The 15,688-nt window shown below is 71.7% G+C and carries 14 protein-coding genes and 1 pseudogene; 13 read left to right on the top strand and 2 right to left on the bottom strand.

Annotation, left to right across the window (positions count from 1 at the left end):
* Nucleotides 1–86: pseudogene (locus FG154_RS12605) on the top strand (IS5/IS1182 family transposase); the annotation flags it as partial.
* Nucleotides 87–545: 459 nt separating this feature from the next.
* Here FG154_RS12605 and FG154_RS12595 read toward each other — a convergent pair.
* Nucleotides 546–1,496, bottom strand: coding sequence for a Stealth CR1 domain-containing protein (locus FG154_RS12595; protein ID WP_145108354.1), 951 nt, complete (start codon nt 1,494–1,496; stop codon nt 546–548).
* A gap of 297 nt (nt 1,497–1,793) precedes the next feature.
* Here FG154_RS12595 and FG154_RS12590 point away from each other — a divergent pair, with 297 nt between their 5' ends.
* The 12 genes from FG154_RS12590 (at nt 1,794) to FG154_RS12535 (ending at nt 14,560) form a co-directional block, all read left to right on the top strand.
* A complete protein-coding gene (locus FG154_RS12590; protein WP_011911102.1) occupies nt 1,794–2,597 on the top strand; it encodes a hypothetical protein in 804 nt (267 codons plus the stop codon).
* 108 nt (nt 2,598–2,705) lie between these two features.
* Nucleotides 2,706–3,326, top strand: coding sequence for a class I SAM-dependent methyltransferase (locus FG154_RS12585; RefSeq protein ID WP_145108351.1), 621 nt, complete (start codon nt 2,706–2,708; stop codon nt 3,324–3,326).
* Between the two features lie 200 nt (nt 3,327–3,526).
* On the top strand, nt 3,527–3,925 hold the full coding sequence (locus tag FG154_RS12580; RefSeq protein ID WP_145108348.1) for a hypothetical protein: 399 nt from the start codon (nt 3,527–3,529) through the stop codon (nt 3,923–3,925).
* Between the two features lie 153 nt (nt 3,926–4,078).
* Nucleotides 4,079–4,477 carry a hypothetical protein gene (locus FG154_RS12575; protein ID WP_145108345.1) on the top strand — a complete coding sequence of 133 codons (399 nt, stop codon included), beginning with the start codon at nt 4,079–4,081 and terminating at the stop codon, nt 4,475–4,477.
* A gap of 249 nt (nt 4,478–4,726) precedes the next feature.
* Complete coding sequence (locus tag FG154_RS12570) at nt 4,727–6,223, top strand: UbiA family prenyltransferase (protein ID WP_145108342.1); 1,497 nt, start codon at nt 4,727–4,729, stop codon at nt 6,221–6,223.
* On the top strand, nt 6,220–6,627 hold the full coding sequence (locus tag FG154_RS12565) for a GtrA family protein (protein ID WP_145108339.1): 408 nt from the start codon (nt 6,220–6,222) through the stop codon (nt 6,625–6,627). Before FG154_RS12570 ends, FG154_RS12565 begins: the two co-directional genes overlap by 4 nt.
* Nucleotides 6,605–8,224 carry a hypothetical protein gene (locus FG154_RS21055; RefSeq protein WP_186312352.1) on the top strand — a complete coding sequence of 540 codons (1,620 nt, stop codon included), beginning with the start codon at nt 6,605–6,607 and terminating at the stop codon, nt 8,222–8,224. Before FG154_RS12565 ends, FG154_RS21055 begins: the two co-directional genes overlap by 23 nt.
* Nucleotides 8,209–9,543, top strand: a complete 1,335-nt coding sequence (locus FG154_RS12555) for an FAD-binding oxidoreductase (protein WP_145108336.1) — start codon at nt 8,209–8,211, stop codon at nt 9,541–9,543. The genes FG154_RS21055 and FG154_RS12555 overlap by 16 nt, the downstream gene beginning before the upstream one ends.
* On the top strand, nt 9,540–10,277 hold the full coding sequence (locus FG154_RS12550; protein ID WP_145108333.1) for an SDR family oxidoreductase: 738 nt from the start codon (nt 9,540–9,542) through the stop codon (nt 10,275–10,277). Before FG154_RS12555 ends, FG154_RS12550 begins: the two co-directional genes overlap by 4 nt.
* 74 nt (nt 10,278–10,351) lie before the next feature.
* Nucleotides 10,352–11,866, top strand: a complete 1,515-nt coding sequence (locus FG154_RS12545; RefSeq protein WP_246100255.1) for a hypothetical protein — start codon at nt 10,352–10,354, stop codon at nt 11,864–11,866.
* 176 nt (nt 11,867–12,042) lie between these two features.
* Nucleotides 12,043–13,542 carry an oligosaccharide flippase family protein gene (locus FG154_RS12540; RefSeq protein WP_145108327.1) on the top strand — a complete coding sequence of 500 codons (1,500 nt, stop codon included), beginning with the start codon at nt 12,043–12,045 and terminating at the stop codon, nt 13,540–13,542.
* On the top strand, nt 13,529–14,560 hold the full coding sequence (locus FG154_RS12535; RefSeq protein WP_186312351.1) for a polysaccharide pyruvyl transferase family protein: 1,032 nt from the start codon (nt 13,529–13,531) through the stop codon (nt 14,558–14,560). The genes FG154_RS12540 and FG154_RS12535 overlap by 14 nt, the downstream gene beginning before the upstream one ends.
* A 33-nt stretch (nt 14,561–14,593) precedes the next feature.
* Here FG154_RS12535 and FG154_RS12530 read toward each other — a convergent pair whose 3' ends face one another.
* Nucleotides 14,594–15,601 carry a glycosyltransferase gene (locus FG154_RS12530; RefSeq protein ID WP_145108321.1) on the bottom strand — a complete coding sequence of 336 codons (1,008 nt, stop codon included), beginning with the start codon at nt 15,599–15,601 and terminating at the stop codon, nt 14,594–14,596.
* Nucleotides 15,602–15,688 lie beyond the last annotated feature (87 nt).

Genomic DNA, 15,688 nt, shown 5'->3' with positions numbered 1-15,688 from the left:
GCGACTACACCGGAGCGGCAGCTCTCCTCGGTGGCCTTCCGAACGCGGACTGGCTTCTGTCCCACAGGGGTTACGATGCAGACTACAACCTCGCGCGCCCACATTCAGCCCTCGCCGAACTGGAAGCCCTGGCTGAGCGCATGGTCGGCAAGCTGGATGCCCAGGAGTTCGGACCGGACCGCGCAGCGGCGGATCCTCCACTGGAGGATCCGGGCCGGACAGAGCGACCCACTGAGGCTGCCGGGCCTCCGACCGCGGTGCCTACAGCCGGTTTACCCGTGCCGTGGCTGCCCGCAGATACATGTCGCTTGAAACGCTCGCCCGCGTCACCGACAATCCACTGTCAGGCTACCCCCCGTGGCCGCCGATCACGCTTGAACCTCTCCGACAGTCGGCACTCTTACACCAAGCGTCGGGACACGATCATGGCGGGGCGCCGGAAAGACCTCGTCAAGCACCAGATCCCGGCGCGCCGTCGCTGACCGACAACTGCCTTCTCAGACCCCATCACCCAGGTTCTGCCATAGCTCGCGGCCGGGCGGGCCTCACGGCCGGAGGGAGGGGACAGCGTAATGGCGTTCCAGACCGGCCAGCACCACGTCCCGGTCCCTCTCCGGCATGGCATCGAGGCTCTGCACGCAGAACGAGGAGAAGGCGCCGGCGTTCAGCTGCTCCATGACCTTTTCGAGGGCCGCGCCGGTCGGGCGTCCGGGGCGGATGTAGCCGACATCGACCGCCGGCAGCACCCGGGCGCCGGCCGCGATCTCGAGATGGTTGGACAGTCCGATCGGCGAGAACTGCGCGGCCGAGCGGAAGCGGTGACCGGCCTGCCGCCGCAGGGCCTCGGGATCTTGCGCATGAAAGCGCGCCAGCATGTCCCGATGCAGCGGATGCGGCTGGTGGCCGACCACGAGATAGTGCGAGGTCGCGCCCGCCAGCCGCGCCGCCGCCCGTTGCGCGGCGACATAGCCGGGGCGGTCGCGCCCGAACCAGCGTTTCAGCCGCGCCCAGACCGGGTTCGGAAAGCGCCGCATCCGCCCGCGCAGAACCGCGCGCTCGCCCTCGAAGAAGTGGCTCTCCTCGAGCGGGCGGCCGATGAAGATGTCGTCGTTGAGATAGATGAACCGCGGCGCGAGGTCGGGCACCCGATGGATCATGCTCTCGATCGAGAGCGAGGAGAACACGGGCAGCAGGTCGGCATGCTCGCCATAGATGGCGCGGTGATCGACCACCCGGATGCGGTCCCGGTGCGCGGGATCGGCCAGAAGGGGATCGAGCACGGCGGGATGCTGGTTGTCGGTGACAATATGGATGCGGCGCACGAAGGGGCAGAAGCGCAGGAGCGACAGGACGCAGAAGCGGATCTCGCCGTCGCTGGCGAAGCGGGTGGCGGCGGCGGCCTCGGGATGGATGCCGGCCGCCGCCTGATGGCGCAGGCGCTTCGCGCGATGGGCGGGGTCGGAGCCGTCAACCCAGGTGATCACGGCATCGATCATGGCGGGCTCCTCGGGATCATCCGGTCGCCGACTGGATACAAACCGGGGGGGGCGGCCGCAAGCGCGGGATGAGGCGGCCAGCACGGCCCCGACGCCGGCCGCGGCGTCGGCGGCGGCCGGCGCGGCCGGCCCCGGAGGGGCTGGCATCCGCCGGCCGCACTTGACTTCACGGAGCGGATGCGACTTCTCGGCAGGACCGGGCGGGGATCGGCCGAACGAGGATCGGTCGGGCGAGGATCGGGCGGGCGGGGCCGGCAGGCGACGGGCCGGCAGGATGTCAGCAGCAAGGACGGCAGGATGCTCAAGCAGGTCATCTGCATCAACTGGGGCACGAAATACGGCCCCCGCTTCATCAACCGGCTCTACGCCATGGTGGCGCGCAACATCACGCCGCCCTTCACCTTCACCTGCTTTACCGACAATGACACCGGCATCCGGCCGGAGGTGGACTGCCAGCCGCTGCCGCCGCTCGATTTCGTCATGCCGAAGAACACCAAGGGCAAGTGGCCCAAGGCGCGCCTCTGGAGCCCGACGCTCGGCTCGCTCACGGGGCCGGTGCTGTTTCTCGACCTCGATCTGGTGATCACCGGCTCGCTCGACGACTTCTTCACCTATGGCGACCCCGACCGGGTGATCCTGGCGCGCAACCCCGCCAAACCCTTCGAGCGGCTGGGCCAGACCTCGGTCTTCCGCTTTCCGGTCGGCGCGCTCGCCCCGCTGCAGGAGAGGTTCCTCGCCGATCCGCAGGGGGTGGCCGACGAATACCGCTTCGAGCAGCGCTTCGTGACGCGCAACGCGCCGGGCGGGGTGGACCTGTTCCCGAAGGCCTGGGTGAGGCATTTCCGCTACCAGTGCATGTTGCCCTTCCCGCTCAACCTGGCCCTGCCGCCGCGCCTGCCCCAGGGCACGAAGATCGTGATCTTCCCCGGCGGGGTGCATCCCGAACATGCGATTCAGGGCGGCTGGGTGCACCGCGAGGGCTGGACGCTGGGCCAGCATCTGAAGGGGCTGGCCACGCGGCACGAGGACGGATCGCGCTGGCGCTACCTGCGGCATTACATGAAGCCCACCTCCTGGGTGGCCGACCACTGGACGGAATAGGGCGGGGCGATCCCGCATCCCGTGCGGCCCCGGCGTGACAAGGTCACAGACAGCGGCCCCCGTCCGGCCCATGAGCGCGAGGGCCGCATCCGGGAGGAGGGACGGGACATGACCGACACGCCGGGCCTTGCGTTCTGGAACCGGGTGGCCGACCGCTACGCGGCGCGGCCCGTCCGCGAGCCGGAGGCCTACGAGGACACGCTCACCCATGTCGCCGCCCATCTTGCGCGCTCGGACCGGGTGCTGGAGATCGGCTGCGGCACCGGCAGCACCGCGCTGCGGCTCGGCGGCGGCGTGGCCCTCTGGCGGGCGACCGACGCCTCGCCCGAGATGATCCGCATCGCCCGCGCGAAACCGGCGCCGGCCAGCGTCAGCTTTGCCCAGGCCGAAGCCGGAGAGGCCGTCGAGGGGGGCCCCTTCGACGTGGTCTGCGCCTTTCACCTCCTGCATCTGGTGCCCGATCCCGAGGCGACGCTCGCCCGGATCCATGCCCATCTCGAGCCGGGCGGGCTCTTCATCAGCAAGACCTGGTGCTTTGGCGACATGAGCCGGCGCCTGCGGCTGCTGATCCCGTTCCTGCGGCTTTTCGGCCTGTTCCCGCCGGCCCGCGCGCTCACGGCCCGCGCGCTCCGCGAGGCCATCCGCGCGGCCGGCTTCGAGATCGAGGACGAGCGCACCTTCGGCCGGAGCCGCCACGCCCCCTGCATCATCGCCCGCAAGCCGGCCTGAGCCCGGGCGGCCGGATCCGCAGGCCGCTCACGCCTTCACGCCCGGCCTTCGGGGCTGGGCCTTCGGGGGTGGGCCGGAACAAGACCCTTGCCCCGGCGGTTGCGCGCGCTCGCACCGAAAGGAGGAGGAGGGATGGACCTGATGCAGCCTTTCCACGCCGCACGCCCGGCGGCCCGCGCCCGTTCCAGGAGAGCGGGCCGGTGATCCCGCTCGCGCTTCATGCCACACTCGACGGCCTCTCGGCCGTGGCGCTGATGGCCGGGCCGCGCCTTCTCGGCTGGCCGCGCCGGCTCTCCGAGCCGCTGTTCCTTGCCGGGGCGGGCGTGGCCGCCTACAGCCTGGCCACCCGCTACCGGCCCGAGGCGCCGGGGCTGATCAGCTTCGACGAGCACCGGATGCTCGACGCGGCGCAGGGGGCGGCCTTCTGCCTGGCCGCGGCACGGATGGGCGGGCCGGGCCCGGCCCGACGGTCGCTGGCCGCCTACGGGCTCTTCTCGCTGGCCGCCGCCGCCCTCACGCAGGGCGAGGCCCCCGGCCGGACGGCGGGTCACAGGGCGGGGCGGCCGACGCGCGCCGGAGGCGGGGCGCACCGGAGATAAAGGTTCCTTTGATCTGGATCAAATCGGGATGCCCCCGTCTCTGGAATGCTGGGGGCTTCCGCAGGGCCCGGCCGGCCCCGCCTCATCCCCATCGGCAGCCGCCGCCCCGGGGACCGCCATCCGCACGAACCCGCAGGACCTTCGGAGGAGCCCATGCCCATCCATCTTCTGTCCGCACCCTCCGCCTGCCTCGTCGCGGTCGTGCTTCTTGCCATCGGGCTCAGGCGGCGGGACTTCATCGCGGCCCTGCCTCCGGGCGATCCGCTGCGCGCCTATCACGACGCGACCCGGACACGGGACATGCGCGACGGCCGGAAGCTCACCCTGATCCTCATGGCCTATCTCGTCTTCGTGCTGGGTCTGGCGGGGGCGGGCCTCGGCCAGACGCCCACGGGGGCGGCGCACGGCATCCTCGGGATCGCGCTGCTCTTCAGCGGCAGCCTGGCGCTTCTGGTCATCCGCTGCGGCGCGAACCAGCCGGGGCCGGGCATGATCATGCTGCCCCCGGCGCTGCTTCTGCTGTTCGGCCTGACCTACCCGATGCTGGCCTGATCCGGCGCCCGGGCGGCCCCCCGGGGCCGTCCCGCCACGGCCGCCCCCGTCGGACGCGCGCCGCTTTTCAGGGCAGAAGGCCCGGACCCCGCCCGGGAAAACGGACAAGCCGCTCCCATTGCCGGTCAAAGTTCCCGGATCGGGATTGATCCGCCATCACGATCCTGCGATGTTCTGCGGATACTCTGCCTTTTCAGCTCGGCGACCCCGCCGGATTTATTCAATGATGTTCTTTACGAGGAAATCGGCATGGAGTCCGATACCCTGTCCGCTCATCCGCGGAGCTTTCCCGATCCCGCCCCGCTTCCCGTGGCGGCCGCGATCTCTCCGGTTCTCGTCGTCGATCTCGACGGAACCCTCCTCGCCTCCGACATGCTGCACGAGACCTTCTGGTCGGCGGTCGGGCGCGACTGGACGATCCCCGTCCGGGCCGGGCTGGCGCTGCTGCGCGGCAAGGCCGCGCTGAAGCGGGTGCTGGCCGCCTCGGCCGCGGTGGACGTGACCCTGCTGCCCTACGACCCGGGCGTGATCGCCGAGATCGCGGCCTGGCGGGACGGCGGGGGACGGGTGGTGCTGGTGACGGCCTCGGATCAGGCGCTGGCCGAGGCGATCGCCGCCCATCTGGGCCTGTTCCACGAGGTCCATGGCTCGGACGGGGCGCAAAACCTCAAGGGGCCGGTCAAGGCCGCCTTCCTGAACGCGCGCTTCGGGGCGGGCTGCTATGCCTACATGGGCGACAGCGCGGCCGATCTCGAGGTCTGGCGCCATGCGGCGCGCGCGATCACGGTGAATGCGCCGGCCGGCCTGCGCCGCAGGGCCGAGGCCCTCGGGGTCGAGACCGCCCATCTCGAGACCCGGCCCCGCTCCCCCGGCCCCTATCTCCGGGCGCTCCGCCCGCACCAGTGGCTGAAGAACCTGCTGGTCTTCATGCCGATGCTGGCCGCGCATGACCTCTCGGCGGGAACCGTGGCGGCGAGCCTCGTGGCCTTCCTCGGCTTCTCGCTGATCGCCTCGAGCGTCTATGTGATCAATGACCTGATCGATCTCGACGCCGACCGCGCGCATCCGAGGAAACGCCGCCGGCCCTTCGCCTCGGGCACGGTGCCGATCGCGCACGGAGGCGCGCTTGGCCTCGGGCTGATCGCGGCGGGGGCGGTGGCGGCGCTGGCGCTGGGGCCGACCTTCGCCGCGGTGATGCTGGGCTATCTGATGGCCACCTTCGCCTATTCCTTCGTGCTCAAGCGCCGCGCGATCGTCGATATCTGTGTGCTGGCCGGCCTTTACACGATCCGCATCATCGCCGGAGGGGCGGCGACGGGGATCGAGCTCTCGGTCTGGCTGCTGGCCTTCTCGATGTTCTTCTTCCTGTCGCTGGCGGCGGTGAAGCGGCAGGCGGAACTCATCGACACGCTGCGCCGCGGGCAGGAGATCGCGCGCGGGCGCGGCTACCGGGTCGAGGATCTGCCGGTGGTGGGCGCCATGTCGGTGGCGGCGGGCTATGTCTCGGTGCTGGTCATGGCGCTCTATGTCAACGCCGCGGGGGTGGTCGAGCTCTATCCCCATCCGACGGCGCTCTGGGGCATCTGCGCGGTGCTGCTCTACTGGCTGTCGCGCACGGCGCTCATCACCCACCGCGGCGAGATGCACGACGATCCGGTGATCTTCGCCATGCGCGACCGGGTGAGCCGGATCTGCGGGCTGGTGATCCTAGCCTTCGCGCTGGTGGCTTCGGGGAGGCTCGTGTGAGCCTCGGCACTCTCGTCCTGCGCTACGGCTTCTTTGCGGTGCTGGCGACGCTGGCCAATCTGGGCACCCAGCGGCTGGTGCTGCTGGGCGGCGACGAGGCGCGCCTCTTCCTGCCGGCGCTGGCGATGGGCACGCTGGTCGGGCTGGTGGTGAAATATCTGCTCGACAAGCGGTGGATCTTCTTCGACCGCGCGGCGGGCCTCGGCGCGCATGGCCGCAAGTTCTCGCTCTACACGCTGATGGGCGTGGCGACGACGGCGATCTTCTGGGGCACCGAGACGCTTTTCTGGTGGATCGGCGGAACCCATGCCGCGCGCGAGACAGGCGCGGTGCTGGGCCTCGCCGTGGGGTATGTGGTCAAGTACAATTTGGACAAGCAGTATGTTTTCTGTCAGAACGAATGATCTTTCCCGCGAACGCGGAGCCCTCACCGGCCGGACGTTCGCCACCCTCTGCCTTGCGATCTTCCTCTTTCTCAGCGCCCTCGTGGTGTGGAAGGCGTGGCAGGCGGCCGACGGGCATCTGATCTTCACGCTCGATGACCCCTACATCCATCTCGCCGTGGCCGAGACCCTGCTGCAGGGCGGCTACGGGGTGAACTTCCCCGAGACGTCCTCGCCCTCCTCCTCGATCCTCTACACGCTTCTTCTGGCGCCGTTCGTCGCCCTCGGGATCGGACCGGCGGGGGCGCTCGGCCTGTCGCTGGCCGCGCAGGGGGCGGCCATCTGGCTCGTCGCGCGGCTGATCTGGGATCATCTGCTCGAGGCCCTGCCCGAAGGTCTGCGCCTTCCCGCCGGGTCGGGCGTCGCCCTGCTGATGCCGCTGGCGCTGAACGGATACGGGCTGCCCATGACCGGGATGGAGCATTCGATCCATCTCTTCGCCACGGTGCTGGTGATGCTGGGCCTCCACCGGACGGCCGAGACCGACCGGGTGCCGGTCTGGCTCATCCCGGCGATCCTCCTCGCCGCCCTTGTGCGGTTCGAGGGGTTCGCCCTGGCCACGGCCGCCATCGGTGCCCTCGTCTGGTGCCGGAAGGGAAGGTCTGCCGCCCTCGCGCTCCTGCTGCTGGCCCTGGTCACGGCGTTCTACGCCGCGGCCATGCACCGGCTTGGCCTGCCGCCGCTGCCAAGCTCCGTCATGGTGAAGTCCGGCTCGTCCGCCGCGGCGTCCGAGGGCCATCTGCTCTCGGTCGCGATCAACGGGCTGCGGGACCTGAACACCTCGCTGATGGACCGGAACGGGGCCGTGCTGGCGCTGGGATGCCTGCTGACGGGCCTGCTGGCCGTCTCTCCGGCGGTGTCCCGGCCCGGTCGGCTGGTGGCGGCGGTGGCGGCCGTGGCCCTCGGGGCGCACCTCATGTTCGGGAAGTTCGGCTGGTTTGGCCGCTACGAGCCCTATGCCGTGGCCCTTGCGCTCGTGGCGCTGACGGCGGCCGGCGGGCGGGCCCTGTCCACGCTTCGGCCCGTCTGGGCCGGGCCCACGGTGGCCCTTGCGGTTCTGGGGGTGGTGGCGGTTCCCTTCCTCACGACGGCCAAGGACACGCCCGCCGCCTCCCGCAACATCTTCGAACAGCAGTACCAGATGCACCGGTTCGCGACCGGGTTCTTTCCCCGCACGGTGGCGGTGAACGACCTCGGCTGGGTCGCCTACCGGAACGAGGGCCATGTGCTGGATCTCTGGGGGCTCGGCTCGGAAGAGGTGCGGCAGGCCACGCGCACCGCCGGCGGCCTCACCCCCGAACTCATCGCAGAGCTTGCGGACCGCAAGGGCGCCGTCTACGCGATGATCTACGACCGCTGGTTCAAGGGGCGGGTTCCCCCCTCCTGGTGCCGCATGGCGGTCCTTCGGACGAGCCTCGTCACCGCCGGCTCCGACGAGGTCTCGTTCTACCTGATCAACCCGGCCGAGGCACCTGCAATGGCCGGGGCGCTGGCCCGTTTCGCCCCGACCCTGCCGGCCGGCGCCTCGTTGCAGGTGGTCCCATGCCCGCGCCCGTGACGCTGTCGGGCTGGGGGCGCTTTCCCCGGCAGCCGACGCGGCTGGTGGCGCCGCGGGGGGACGAGGGCTTTGCCGGCCTTCTGGCGGCCGGCGAGGGACTGATCGCGCGGGGCCACGGGCGGGCTTACGGCGACGCCGCGGTGGGCCGCCCGGTGACCGCCGCCACCCGCCATCTCGACCGGATGATCGCCTTCGACCCGGCCACGGGGCAGCTGGTGGCCGAGGCGGGGGTGACGCTGGCCGAGGTGATCGCGGCCTTCCTGCCGCGCGGCTGGTTTCCCTCGGTCACGCCGGGCACCCGCTTCGTCACGCTCGGCGGGGCGATCGCCGCCGATGTCCACGGCAAGAACCACCACCGCGACGGCAGCTTCGGCGCCTTCGTGGACTGGCTCGACCTGATGGGCCCCGACGGCACCGTCCGCCGCTGCTCGCGCGGCGAGAACGCCGATCTCTTCGGCTGGACGCTGGGCGGGATGGGGCTGACCGGGATCATCCTGCGCGCGGCCATCCGGCTCCGGCCGGTGGAGACCGGCTGGATCCGGCAGGAGACGCGGCCCGCGGCCGATCTCGACGCGGCCATCGCCCTCATGGAAGAGGCCAGGCCCGCGACCTATTCCGTCGCCTGGATCGACTGCCTGAGCCAGGGGGCGGCGCTCGGCCGCTCGCTGGTGCTGATCGGCGAACATGCCACGGACGCCGAGCTCACCCCGCGCGAGCGGCCCCATCCCTGGGGCCCGGCGCGCCGCAGCCGCACTGTTCCCTTCGACGCGCCGCCGGGGCTTCTGAACGGCTGGACGGTCGGCGCCTTCAACGCGCTCTACTGGCGCAACGGGCTGCGCGCGCAGGGCACGCGCCTCGTGGACTGGGAGAGCTACTTCTACCCGCTCGACGCGATCCTCGGCTGGAACCGGATCTACGGGCCCCGGGGCTTCGCGCAATATCAATGCGTTCTGCCCCTGGCCGAGAGCGCGCACGGCCTGCGCCGGCTGATCGAGGCGATCGGCGCGGCGGGCGCGGGCTCGTTCCTGTCGGTGCTCAAGCGGCTCGGAGCGCAGGAGAGCCGCTTCTCCTTCCCGATGGAGGGCTACACGCTGGCGCTCGACTTTCCCGTCGGCCGCCGCAGCCTCGCGCTGATGGAGCGGCTCGACCGGATCGTGCTCGATCACGGCGGCCGCTTCTATCTGGCCAAGGACGCCCGGATGGGCGCCGCGACACTGGCCGCCTCGGACCCCCGGGTGGCGCACTTCACCGCGATGCGGGCAGGGGCGGGGCTGGCCGCCGCCTTCCGCAGCGCGCAATCCGAAAGGCTCGATCTGTGACGAAAGACCCGGTTCTCATCCTCGGCGCGGACTCGGACATCGCCCGGGCCATCGCCCGCCGCCTGGCCGCCGACGGCCATCCGCTGCAGCTGGCGGCGCGGGACGCGGCCCGGCTGGAGGCGGACCGCCGCGATCTCGAGCTGCGCCACGCCGTGGCGGTCACGCTGCACGAGTTCGACGCCTGCGACATCGCCGCCATCCCCGCCTTCCTCGACGGGCTGCCCGCCCTTCCGGGCATCGCCGTCTCGGCCGTGGGCCTTCTGGGCGCGCAGGCGGCCTCGGAACGCGATCCGGCGGCGGCGCTGGCGGTCCTGCGGACGAATTTCGAGGGCCCCGCCATGGTCTTCGCCGAGCTTGCCAACCGGATGGAGGCGCGGGGGCGGGGCACGCTGGTGGGCATCTCCTCGGTCGCCGGCGACCGGGGACGCGCCACGAACTACATCTACGGCGCGGCCAAGGCGGGCTACAGCGCCTTCCTGTCGGGCCTGCGCAACCGGCTGGCCCGCAAGGGCGTGCAGGTGATCACCGTCCTTCCGGGCTTCGTGGCGACCCGGATGACCGAGGGCATGAACCTGCCCGCCCGGCTGACCGCCCAGCCCGAGGAGGTCGCCGAAGCCGTCGCCCGCGCGATCGGGCGCCGCCAGGACGTGATCTATGTCCGCCCGGTCTGGCGCCTCATCATGGCCATCATCCGCGCCCTGCCCGAGGCGCTGTTCAAGAGGCTGAAACTGTGACGGACACTCCTGCCCGATCCCGGCCGTCCACACCGGCGGCGACAGGCCGGCCCCTCCGCTCGCCCGAGGCGCTGATGACCGGGCTGGCCCGGATCACCGGGGCGCACCTGGCCCTCATGATCCTCGCGGCCGCCCTGCTGGTCCTCGGCACCTCGAGCGACCTGCTGCGGATCCCCTACGGCGCGCAGCTTCTTGCGGCCGCCGGCCTGGGCCTCGCGGCCCTGCCGCTCCTCCTGCGCCGCTTCGGGGCGCGGGCGCTGGCGGCCCTGGCGGGGGGGCTGCTGCTCTTCGGCCTGATCGCCCTCGTCTCGGTCGATGTCTCGCACGACGGGATGCGCTACCACCTTCCCGCCGCGCTCGAGATCCGCGAGGGGCGCAACGTGATCTTCGACCAGGGCAGTTCGCTCTGGTCGAACATCTATCCCTCCGGCAGCTGGCGCCTGATGGCCTATGCGCTGGCGGCCTTCGAGCCGATCAACCCCGGCGTCATCCTGAACGGGCTGGCGGTCACGAGCCTCTTCCTGCTGGCGCTCACGCTGCTGTCCGAGGACCGGCTGCAGGCCGGGCGTGCGCTGCCGCGCGAGATCCCGATCCAGGCGGCGCTGATCGCCCTTTCGCCGGTCGTCGTGGGCCAGTTCCTGAGCGGGATGGTGGACGGGCTGGTCTGCACGCTCTTCCTGATGCTGGCGCTGCTGCTGATCCGCCGGCCGCACCATCTCTTCGGCCCCCGGCTCACGACCCTGGCCATCGTGGCGCTGGCGGTGCTTCTGGGCTCGGTCAAGAGTTCCTCGCTCTTCTTCCTGACCGTCCTCTTCTGCGGGGCGCTGGCCTGCGAGCTGGCCCGGTCCGAGCGGCGCCAGGCCCGCGCGACGCTGGTGACGGGCCTCGTGGCGGCGGCGCTGGTGCTCTTCGTGAACATCCGCCCCTACGCGACCCATGTCCTCGAATACGGGACGCTGCTGCCGGATTCCGGCATGATCCTCGGCAACCTGATGCCGAAGAACATCGAGAACGGCTCTCATCTGTCGGACCTCGCCCATCTGGTGTTCGGCGTCACCGGCCCGATCTCCTGCTGCGACCTGCCGGCACAGCTGAAGATCCCCTTCACCTTCACCTGGCAGGAGCTGGACAGCGCCGATACCGACCCCCGCACCGGCGGCTTCGGCCCGTTCTTCAGCGGCGCCCTCGTGCTGGCCGCGGTCCTCCTGGCGATCTACCGGCCGGGGCCCCTCTCGCGGCTGCAGAAGGATCTCCTCGTCGTGGCCGCGATCTGCACGGCGGCCGTCGTCCTGTTCCCCGCGCCCTGGTGGGCGCGGCTGGTGCCGATGCTGGCGCCGGCGCTCCTGCTGCTGTTCCTGGCCCTGTCCGGGCGGGTGCCGGCGGCGCTGCGCGCGGTCTTCCTCGGCGTCTGCGCGCTCAATGCCGGGGTCTTCGCCGCCAACGCGGCGCTGACCGAGGTCTGGATGCATCGCCAGCTCCGGGCCGAACTGGCCGCGGGCGAGGCCGGCGGGCCCCTGGCCGAGGCCCGCGCGCGCTCGTCGCGCTATGACGCCGCGGTCCGCCATGTCCTGCAGAGGATGGGCGACTGACCCCACCCCCGGCGCGCGCCGACCGCGGCCGGGGGGCCGCTTGCCCAACCTATACAGACGCCCGCGGATGAGGCATGGTCGCGCCGATCCATTGCCGGAGCCTGTGTTTTCAATGTCCGATTGCCGTTCGCCCCTTCGGGCCCCCCTCCCCGCCCTTTCCGGCCCGGAGTCCGCGTGTGGCTGAGACGGGCCTGTCGGTGCCGGACGGGCTGAAGCGCAAGACGGCCCTCGCCATGCTCTGGTCGGTTCTGCGGTCGGCCTGGGCCAATCTGGCCACCTTCCTCCTCTTCATCCTGCTGGCCCGGCTGCTCGGGCCGGCCGAGTTCGGCATCTTCGCCCTGGCGAGCCTCTTTCTCGAGGGAGCCCGGATCATGGCGAGCGCGGGCCTGCCCGATGCGGTGATCCGCGAGCAGGAACTGGACGACACGCTGGCCGATACGGCCTTCTGGGCGACGATCGGGCTTGCGGCGCTGGCCGGGGCCGCGGCCTTCGCGGCCGCCCCCTTCTACGCGCAGCTCGTGGGCCAGGAGGAGGTGACCTCCGTCGTCCGCTGGCTGGCGGTCCTTCTGCCCTTCTCGGCGCTCGGCACGATCCACGCCGCCCGCCTCGCCCGCGACTTCCGCCAGAAGAGCCTCGCGCTGCAGTCCATGGCCGCGAGCCTTGCCTCGGGCAGCGCCGCCGTCGCCGCGGCCTGGGCCGGCTGGGGCATCTGGGCGCTGGTGGTGCAGCAGGCGGTCTCCTCGACGGTGACGGTCGCGCTCGCCTGGGCAAGCCTGCGCTGGCGGCCGGGCTTCGGCTTCCGCTGGGCGCGGCTCCGGGGCATCCTCGGCTTCAGCGCCAGCCTGGTGGCGACGCAGCTTCTGTGGATGCTGCTCGTCCGGGTGCAGGACCTGTTCCTGGCCCGCTGGCACGGCGCCGAGGCGGTGGGCACCTACCGCGTCGCCTGGCGGCTGATCGAGCTGATCGGCCAGTCGGTGCTGGCGCCCGCGGGCTCGGTCGCGCTGGCCACCCTCTCGCGGATGCAGACCGACCCGGCCCGCTTCGCCCGCACCTACAACCGGCTGGTGGGGGCGGCGGGCCTCGCGACCTTCCCACTGCTCTTCGGCTTTGGCGCGCTGGCGCCCCAGATCTTCCCGCTGGTCTTCAGCGAGCGGTGGGCGGGCGCGGCCCCGGTCGCGATGGTGCTGGTGCTGATGGCGGTGCCCTTCGTGACCAACTTCTTCGCCGGGCCCGCGCTTGCCGCGATGAACCGGGCGCAGTCGGTGCTGGGGGTGGCGGCGCTCCAGTTCGCGGCGACGCTGGTGCTGACCGCGCTCCTCGTGCCCTGGGGGCTGGTGGCGGTGGCCGCGGCCTATGTGCTGCGCGCCTACCTCACCCTGCCCGTCCAGCAGCTGGCGCTGGCCCGCCATGCCCATGTGCCGATGGCCGAGACCGCCCGCGCCCTCGCCCCGCCGCTTCTGGCAGCGGTCGGCATGGCGCTCGGCGTCTGGATGGCCGCGGGGCCGCTCATCGCCCGCCTGGGCGAGGGCTGGACCATGCTCGGCGCCGCCGTGGCCCTCGGCGCCACCCTTTACACCGGCCTGATGCTGCTCTTCGGCCGACCGATGCTGCGCGATCTCGCCGCCCTCGCCCGCTCGCTCAAGTCCGACCGAAAGGATGAAGATGCTCTCCGCTGACCTTGCCCCGCCCGCTCTCGCCCGCCCTGCCCGCGACGTGACGGAGCGTCTCGCCGGAGAGATCGACGCGAACCTCGCCCCGCTCCTGCCCGCGCTTGCGGCCGAACCCTTCGCGCTCCTCGACTTTCCCAATCATGGCAATGTCGGCGACAGCGCGATCTGGCTGGGCGAGCTGTCGTGGCTGCAGCGCCGGGCCGGCCGCGGCCCCGCCCTCACCTGCCATGTCGAGGAACGGCCCGGCCGGCTGCCCCCGGGCCCGATCCTGCTGCACGGCGGCGGCAATTTCGGCGATATCTGGCCGCAGCACCAGCTTTTCCGAGAGGCGGTGCTCGACCGCCACCGGGGGCATCCGGTGGTGCAGATGCCGCAATCGATCCATTATGCGGATCCCTCGGCCATCGACCGCGCCGCCCGCGCCATCGAGCGGCACGGCGCCTTCACGCTCCTCGTGCGCGACCGGCCGAGCCTCGAGCTGGCCCGCCGCCATTTCCCCTGCGAGGTCCGGCTCTGCCCCGACATGGCCTTCGCGCTCGGCCCGCTGCCGCGCCCGGCGGCGCCCTCGCTCGAGGGGCTGATGCTGCTGCGCACCGACAGGGAGGGGGTGGGACAGCCGGTCCCTGCCCTGCCCCAAGGCTGGCGGGTCGAGGACTGGCTCGAGGACGATCCCGCCATGTACCGGACCGTCCTCACCCGGACCCGGCGCACGGCGCTGCTGAGCCTGGATCCCCGCCGCCTGACGCGCCGCGCGCGCAGCCTGCACATGGCCAACCAGCTGGCGGAATGGCGGCTCCGGCGCGGCGTGGCGCAGCTGTCGCGGGCGCGCTTCGTCATCACCGACCGGCTGCATGTCCATATCGTCGCGACGCTTCTCGGCCTGCCGCATGTCTTCCTCGACAACAGCTATGGCAAGATCGGCCGCTTTTCCGAGGCCTTCGGCACGCTCTGGGACGGCGCGAGCCGCGCGGACACCCTCGCCGAGGCGATGGAGCGCGCACGCGCCCACCGGAACGCCGCCTGAAGACCCGGTTGGCTCGGGCCTGCGCCTGCGGGGTCAGCCGCGGAGCCAGCCGGCCGGAGCCACACCCGGAGCGCCGAGGGGCGCGGCCTTGCGTCCGGCCTGCGCCCGGATCTGCGACAGGGCCCCGCGCATGTAGTGGTAGTTGATCCAGGCCTCGAGCCGGCGCCGCGACAGGGTCCGCGCGGGCCAGGAGAGGCGGCAGGCGAGCCCCCCCACCAGCACCGCACGCCAGAGCCAGAGCGGCGCCCCGAGGATCCGTGCCCGGCCGGCGGGCGGCGGCGGGCCCATCGGCGTGCACTGCCCCTCGCGCCCGAGATAGGCCCAGGTCGCGCCGGAGGCGCGATAGTAATCGGCCACATAGCCGAGCGTGAGGCGCGCCGCCGCGATCACATGCCCGGCCCGGGCCGCCGGCACCCAGACGCCATGGCCGCCCTCGGCCAGCATCGCCAGCATCACCACGCTCTCCTCGCCCAGCCGCTGGCGGCCCGCGCCCAGGGCGGGATCGAACGGATGGCGGCGCTGGTCGGAGGTGCGCACCGCGAAACTCGCCCCATAGGGCAGCTCGCGCGCGCCTGACAGGAAGCGGAACTCCGTCCCGCCGAGGTCGCGCGTCGCCAGCAGGTCGCCCAGCAGGTCGCTGTTGGCCGCGAACCAGCCCGGCACCGGGCCGTCGAAGACCGGCGTGACCCGGCCTCCGAAGAAGGAAGCCTCGGGATGGCGGCGGAAGGCGTCGGCATAGGCCGCAAGCCAGCCGCGGTCGAGCAGCACGTCATCATCCGTCCAGCAGATGTAACGGCCGCGCGCCTCCTGCACACCCCGGTTGCGGGCGTTGGACAGGCCCGGCTCGCACTCGACGATTCGGCGGATCGGCAGCCGGTCGGCGAAATCCTCGACCACCCGGGCCGTGTGATCGGTGCTGCCATTGTCGATGATGAGAAGTTCCCAGGGCTCTCCCGGAGCCTCCAGCTTCTCCGCCGTCCTGAGGGTGCGCCTAAGCTGTTCGGCCCTGTTTCTCGTACAGATCACCAGACTGAGCAACATGAACAAGACGTCCCCTGCACCTGTCCCAACGATTGGGCTAAGTCATATTGATAAAAACTGAATTTGGGCATGGTGGCATACCCAATC

Source organism: Cereibacter sediminicola (genome assembly GCF_007668225.1).
In the GTDB taxonomy this organism is placed as follows: domain Bacteria; phylum Pseudomonadota; class Alphaproteobacteria; order Rhodobacterales; family Rhodobacteraceae; genus Cereibacter_A; species Cereibacter_A azotoformans.
The sequence above is the reverse complement of the archived record's forward strand: the minus strand, read 5'-3'. Positions and strand labels throughout refer to the sequence as shown.

Bases quoted from the DNA above. Each gene is read 5' to 3' on its own strand.
- FG154_RS12595 (WP_145108354.1), bottom strand. From the start codon at position 1,496: ATGATCGATGCCGTGATCACCTGGGTTGACGGCTCCGACCCCGCCCAT.
- FG154_RS12590 (WP_011911102.1), top strand. From the start codon at position 1,794: ATGCTCAAGCAGGTCATCTGCATCAACTGGGGCACGAAATACGGCCCC.
- FG154_RS12585 (WP_145108351.1), top strand. From the start codon at position 2,706: ATGACCGACACGCCGGGCCTTGCGTTCTGGAACCGGGTGGCCGACCGC.
- FG154_RS12575 (WP_145108345.1), top strand. From the start codon at position 4,079: ATGCCCATCCATCTTCTGTCCGCACCCTCCGCCTGCCTCGTCGCGGTC.
- FG154_RS12570 (WP_145108342.1), top strand. From the start codon at position 4,727: ATGGAGTCCGATACCCTGTCCGCTCATCCGCGGAGCTTTCCCGATCCC.
- FG154_RS21055 (WP_186312352.1), top strand. From the start codon at position 6,605: ATGTTTTCTGTCAGAACGAATGATCTTTCCCGCGAACGCGGAGCCCTC.
- FG154_RS12555 (WP_145108336.1), top strand. From the start codon at position 8,209: ATGCCCGCGCCCGTGACGCTGTCGGGCTGGGGGCGCTTTCCCCGGCAG.
- FG154_RS12545 (WP_246100255.1), top strand. From the start codon at position 10,352: ATGACCGGGCTGGCCCGGATCACCGGGGCGCACCTGGCCCTCATGATC.
- FG154_RS12535 (WP_186312351.1), top strand. From the start codon at position 13,529: ATGCTCTCCGCTGACCTTGCCCCGCCCGCTCTCGCCCGCCCTGCCCGC.
- FG154_RS12530 (WP_145108321.1), bottom strand. From the start codon at position 15,601: ATGTTGCTCAGTCTGGTGATCTGTACGAGAAACAGGGCCGAACAGCTT.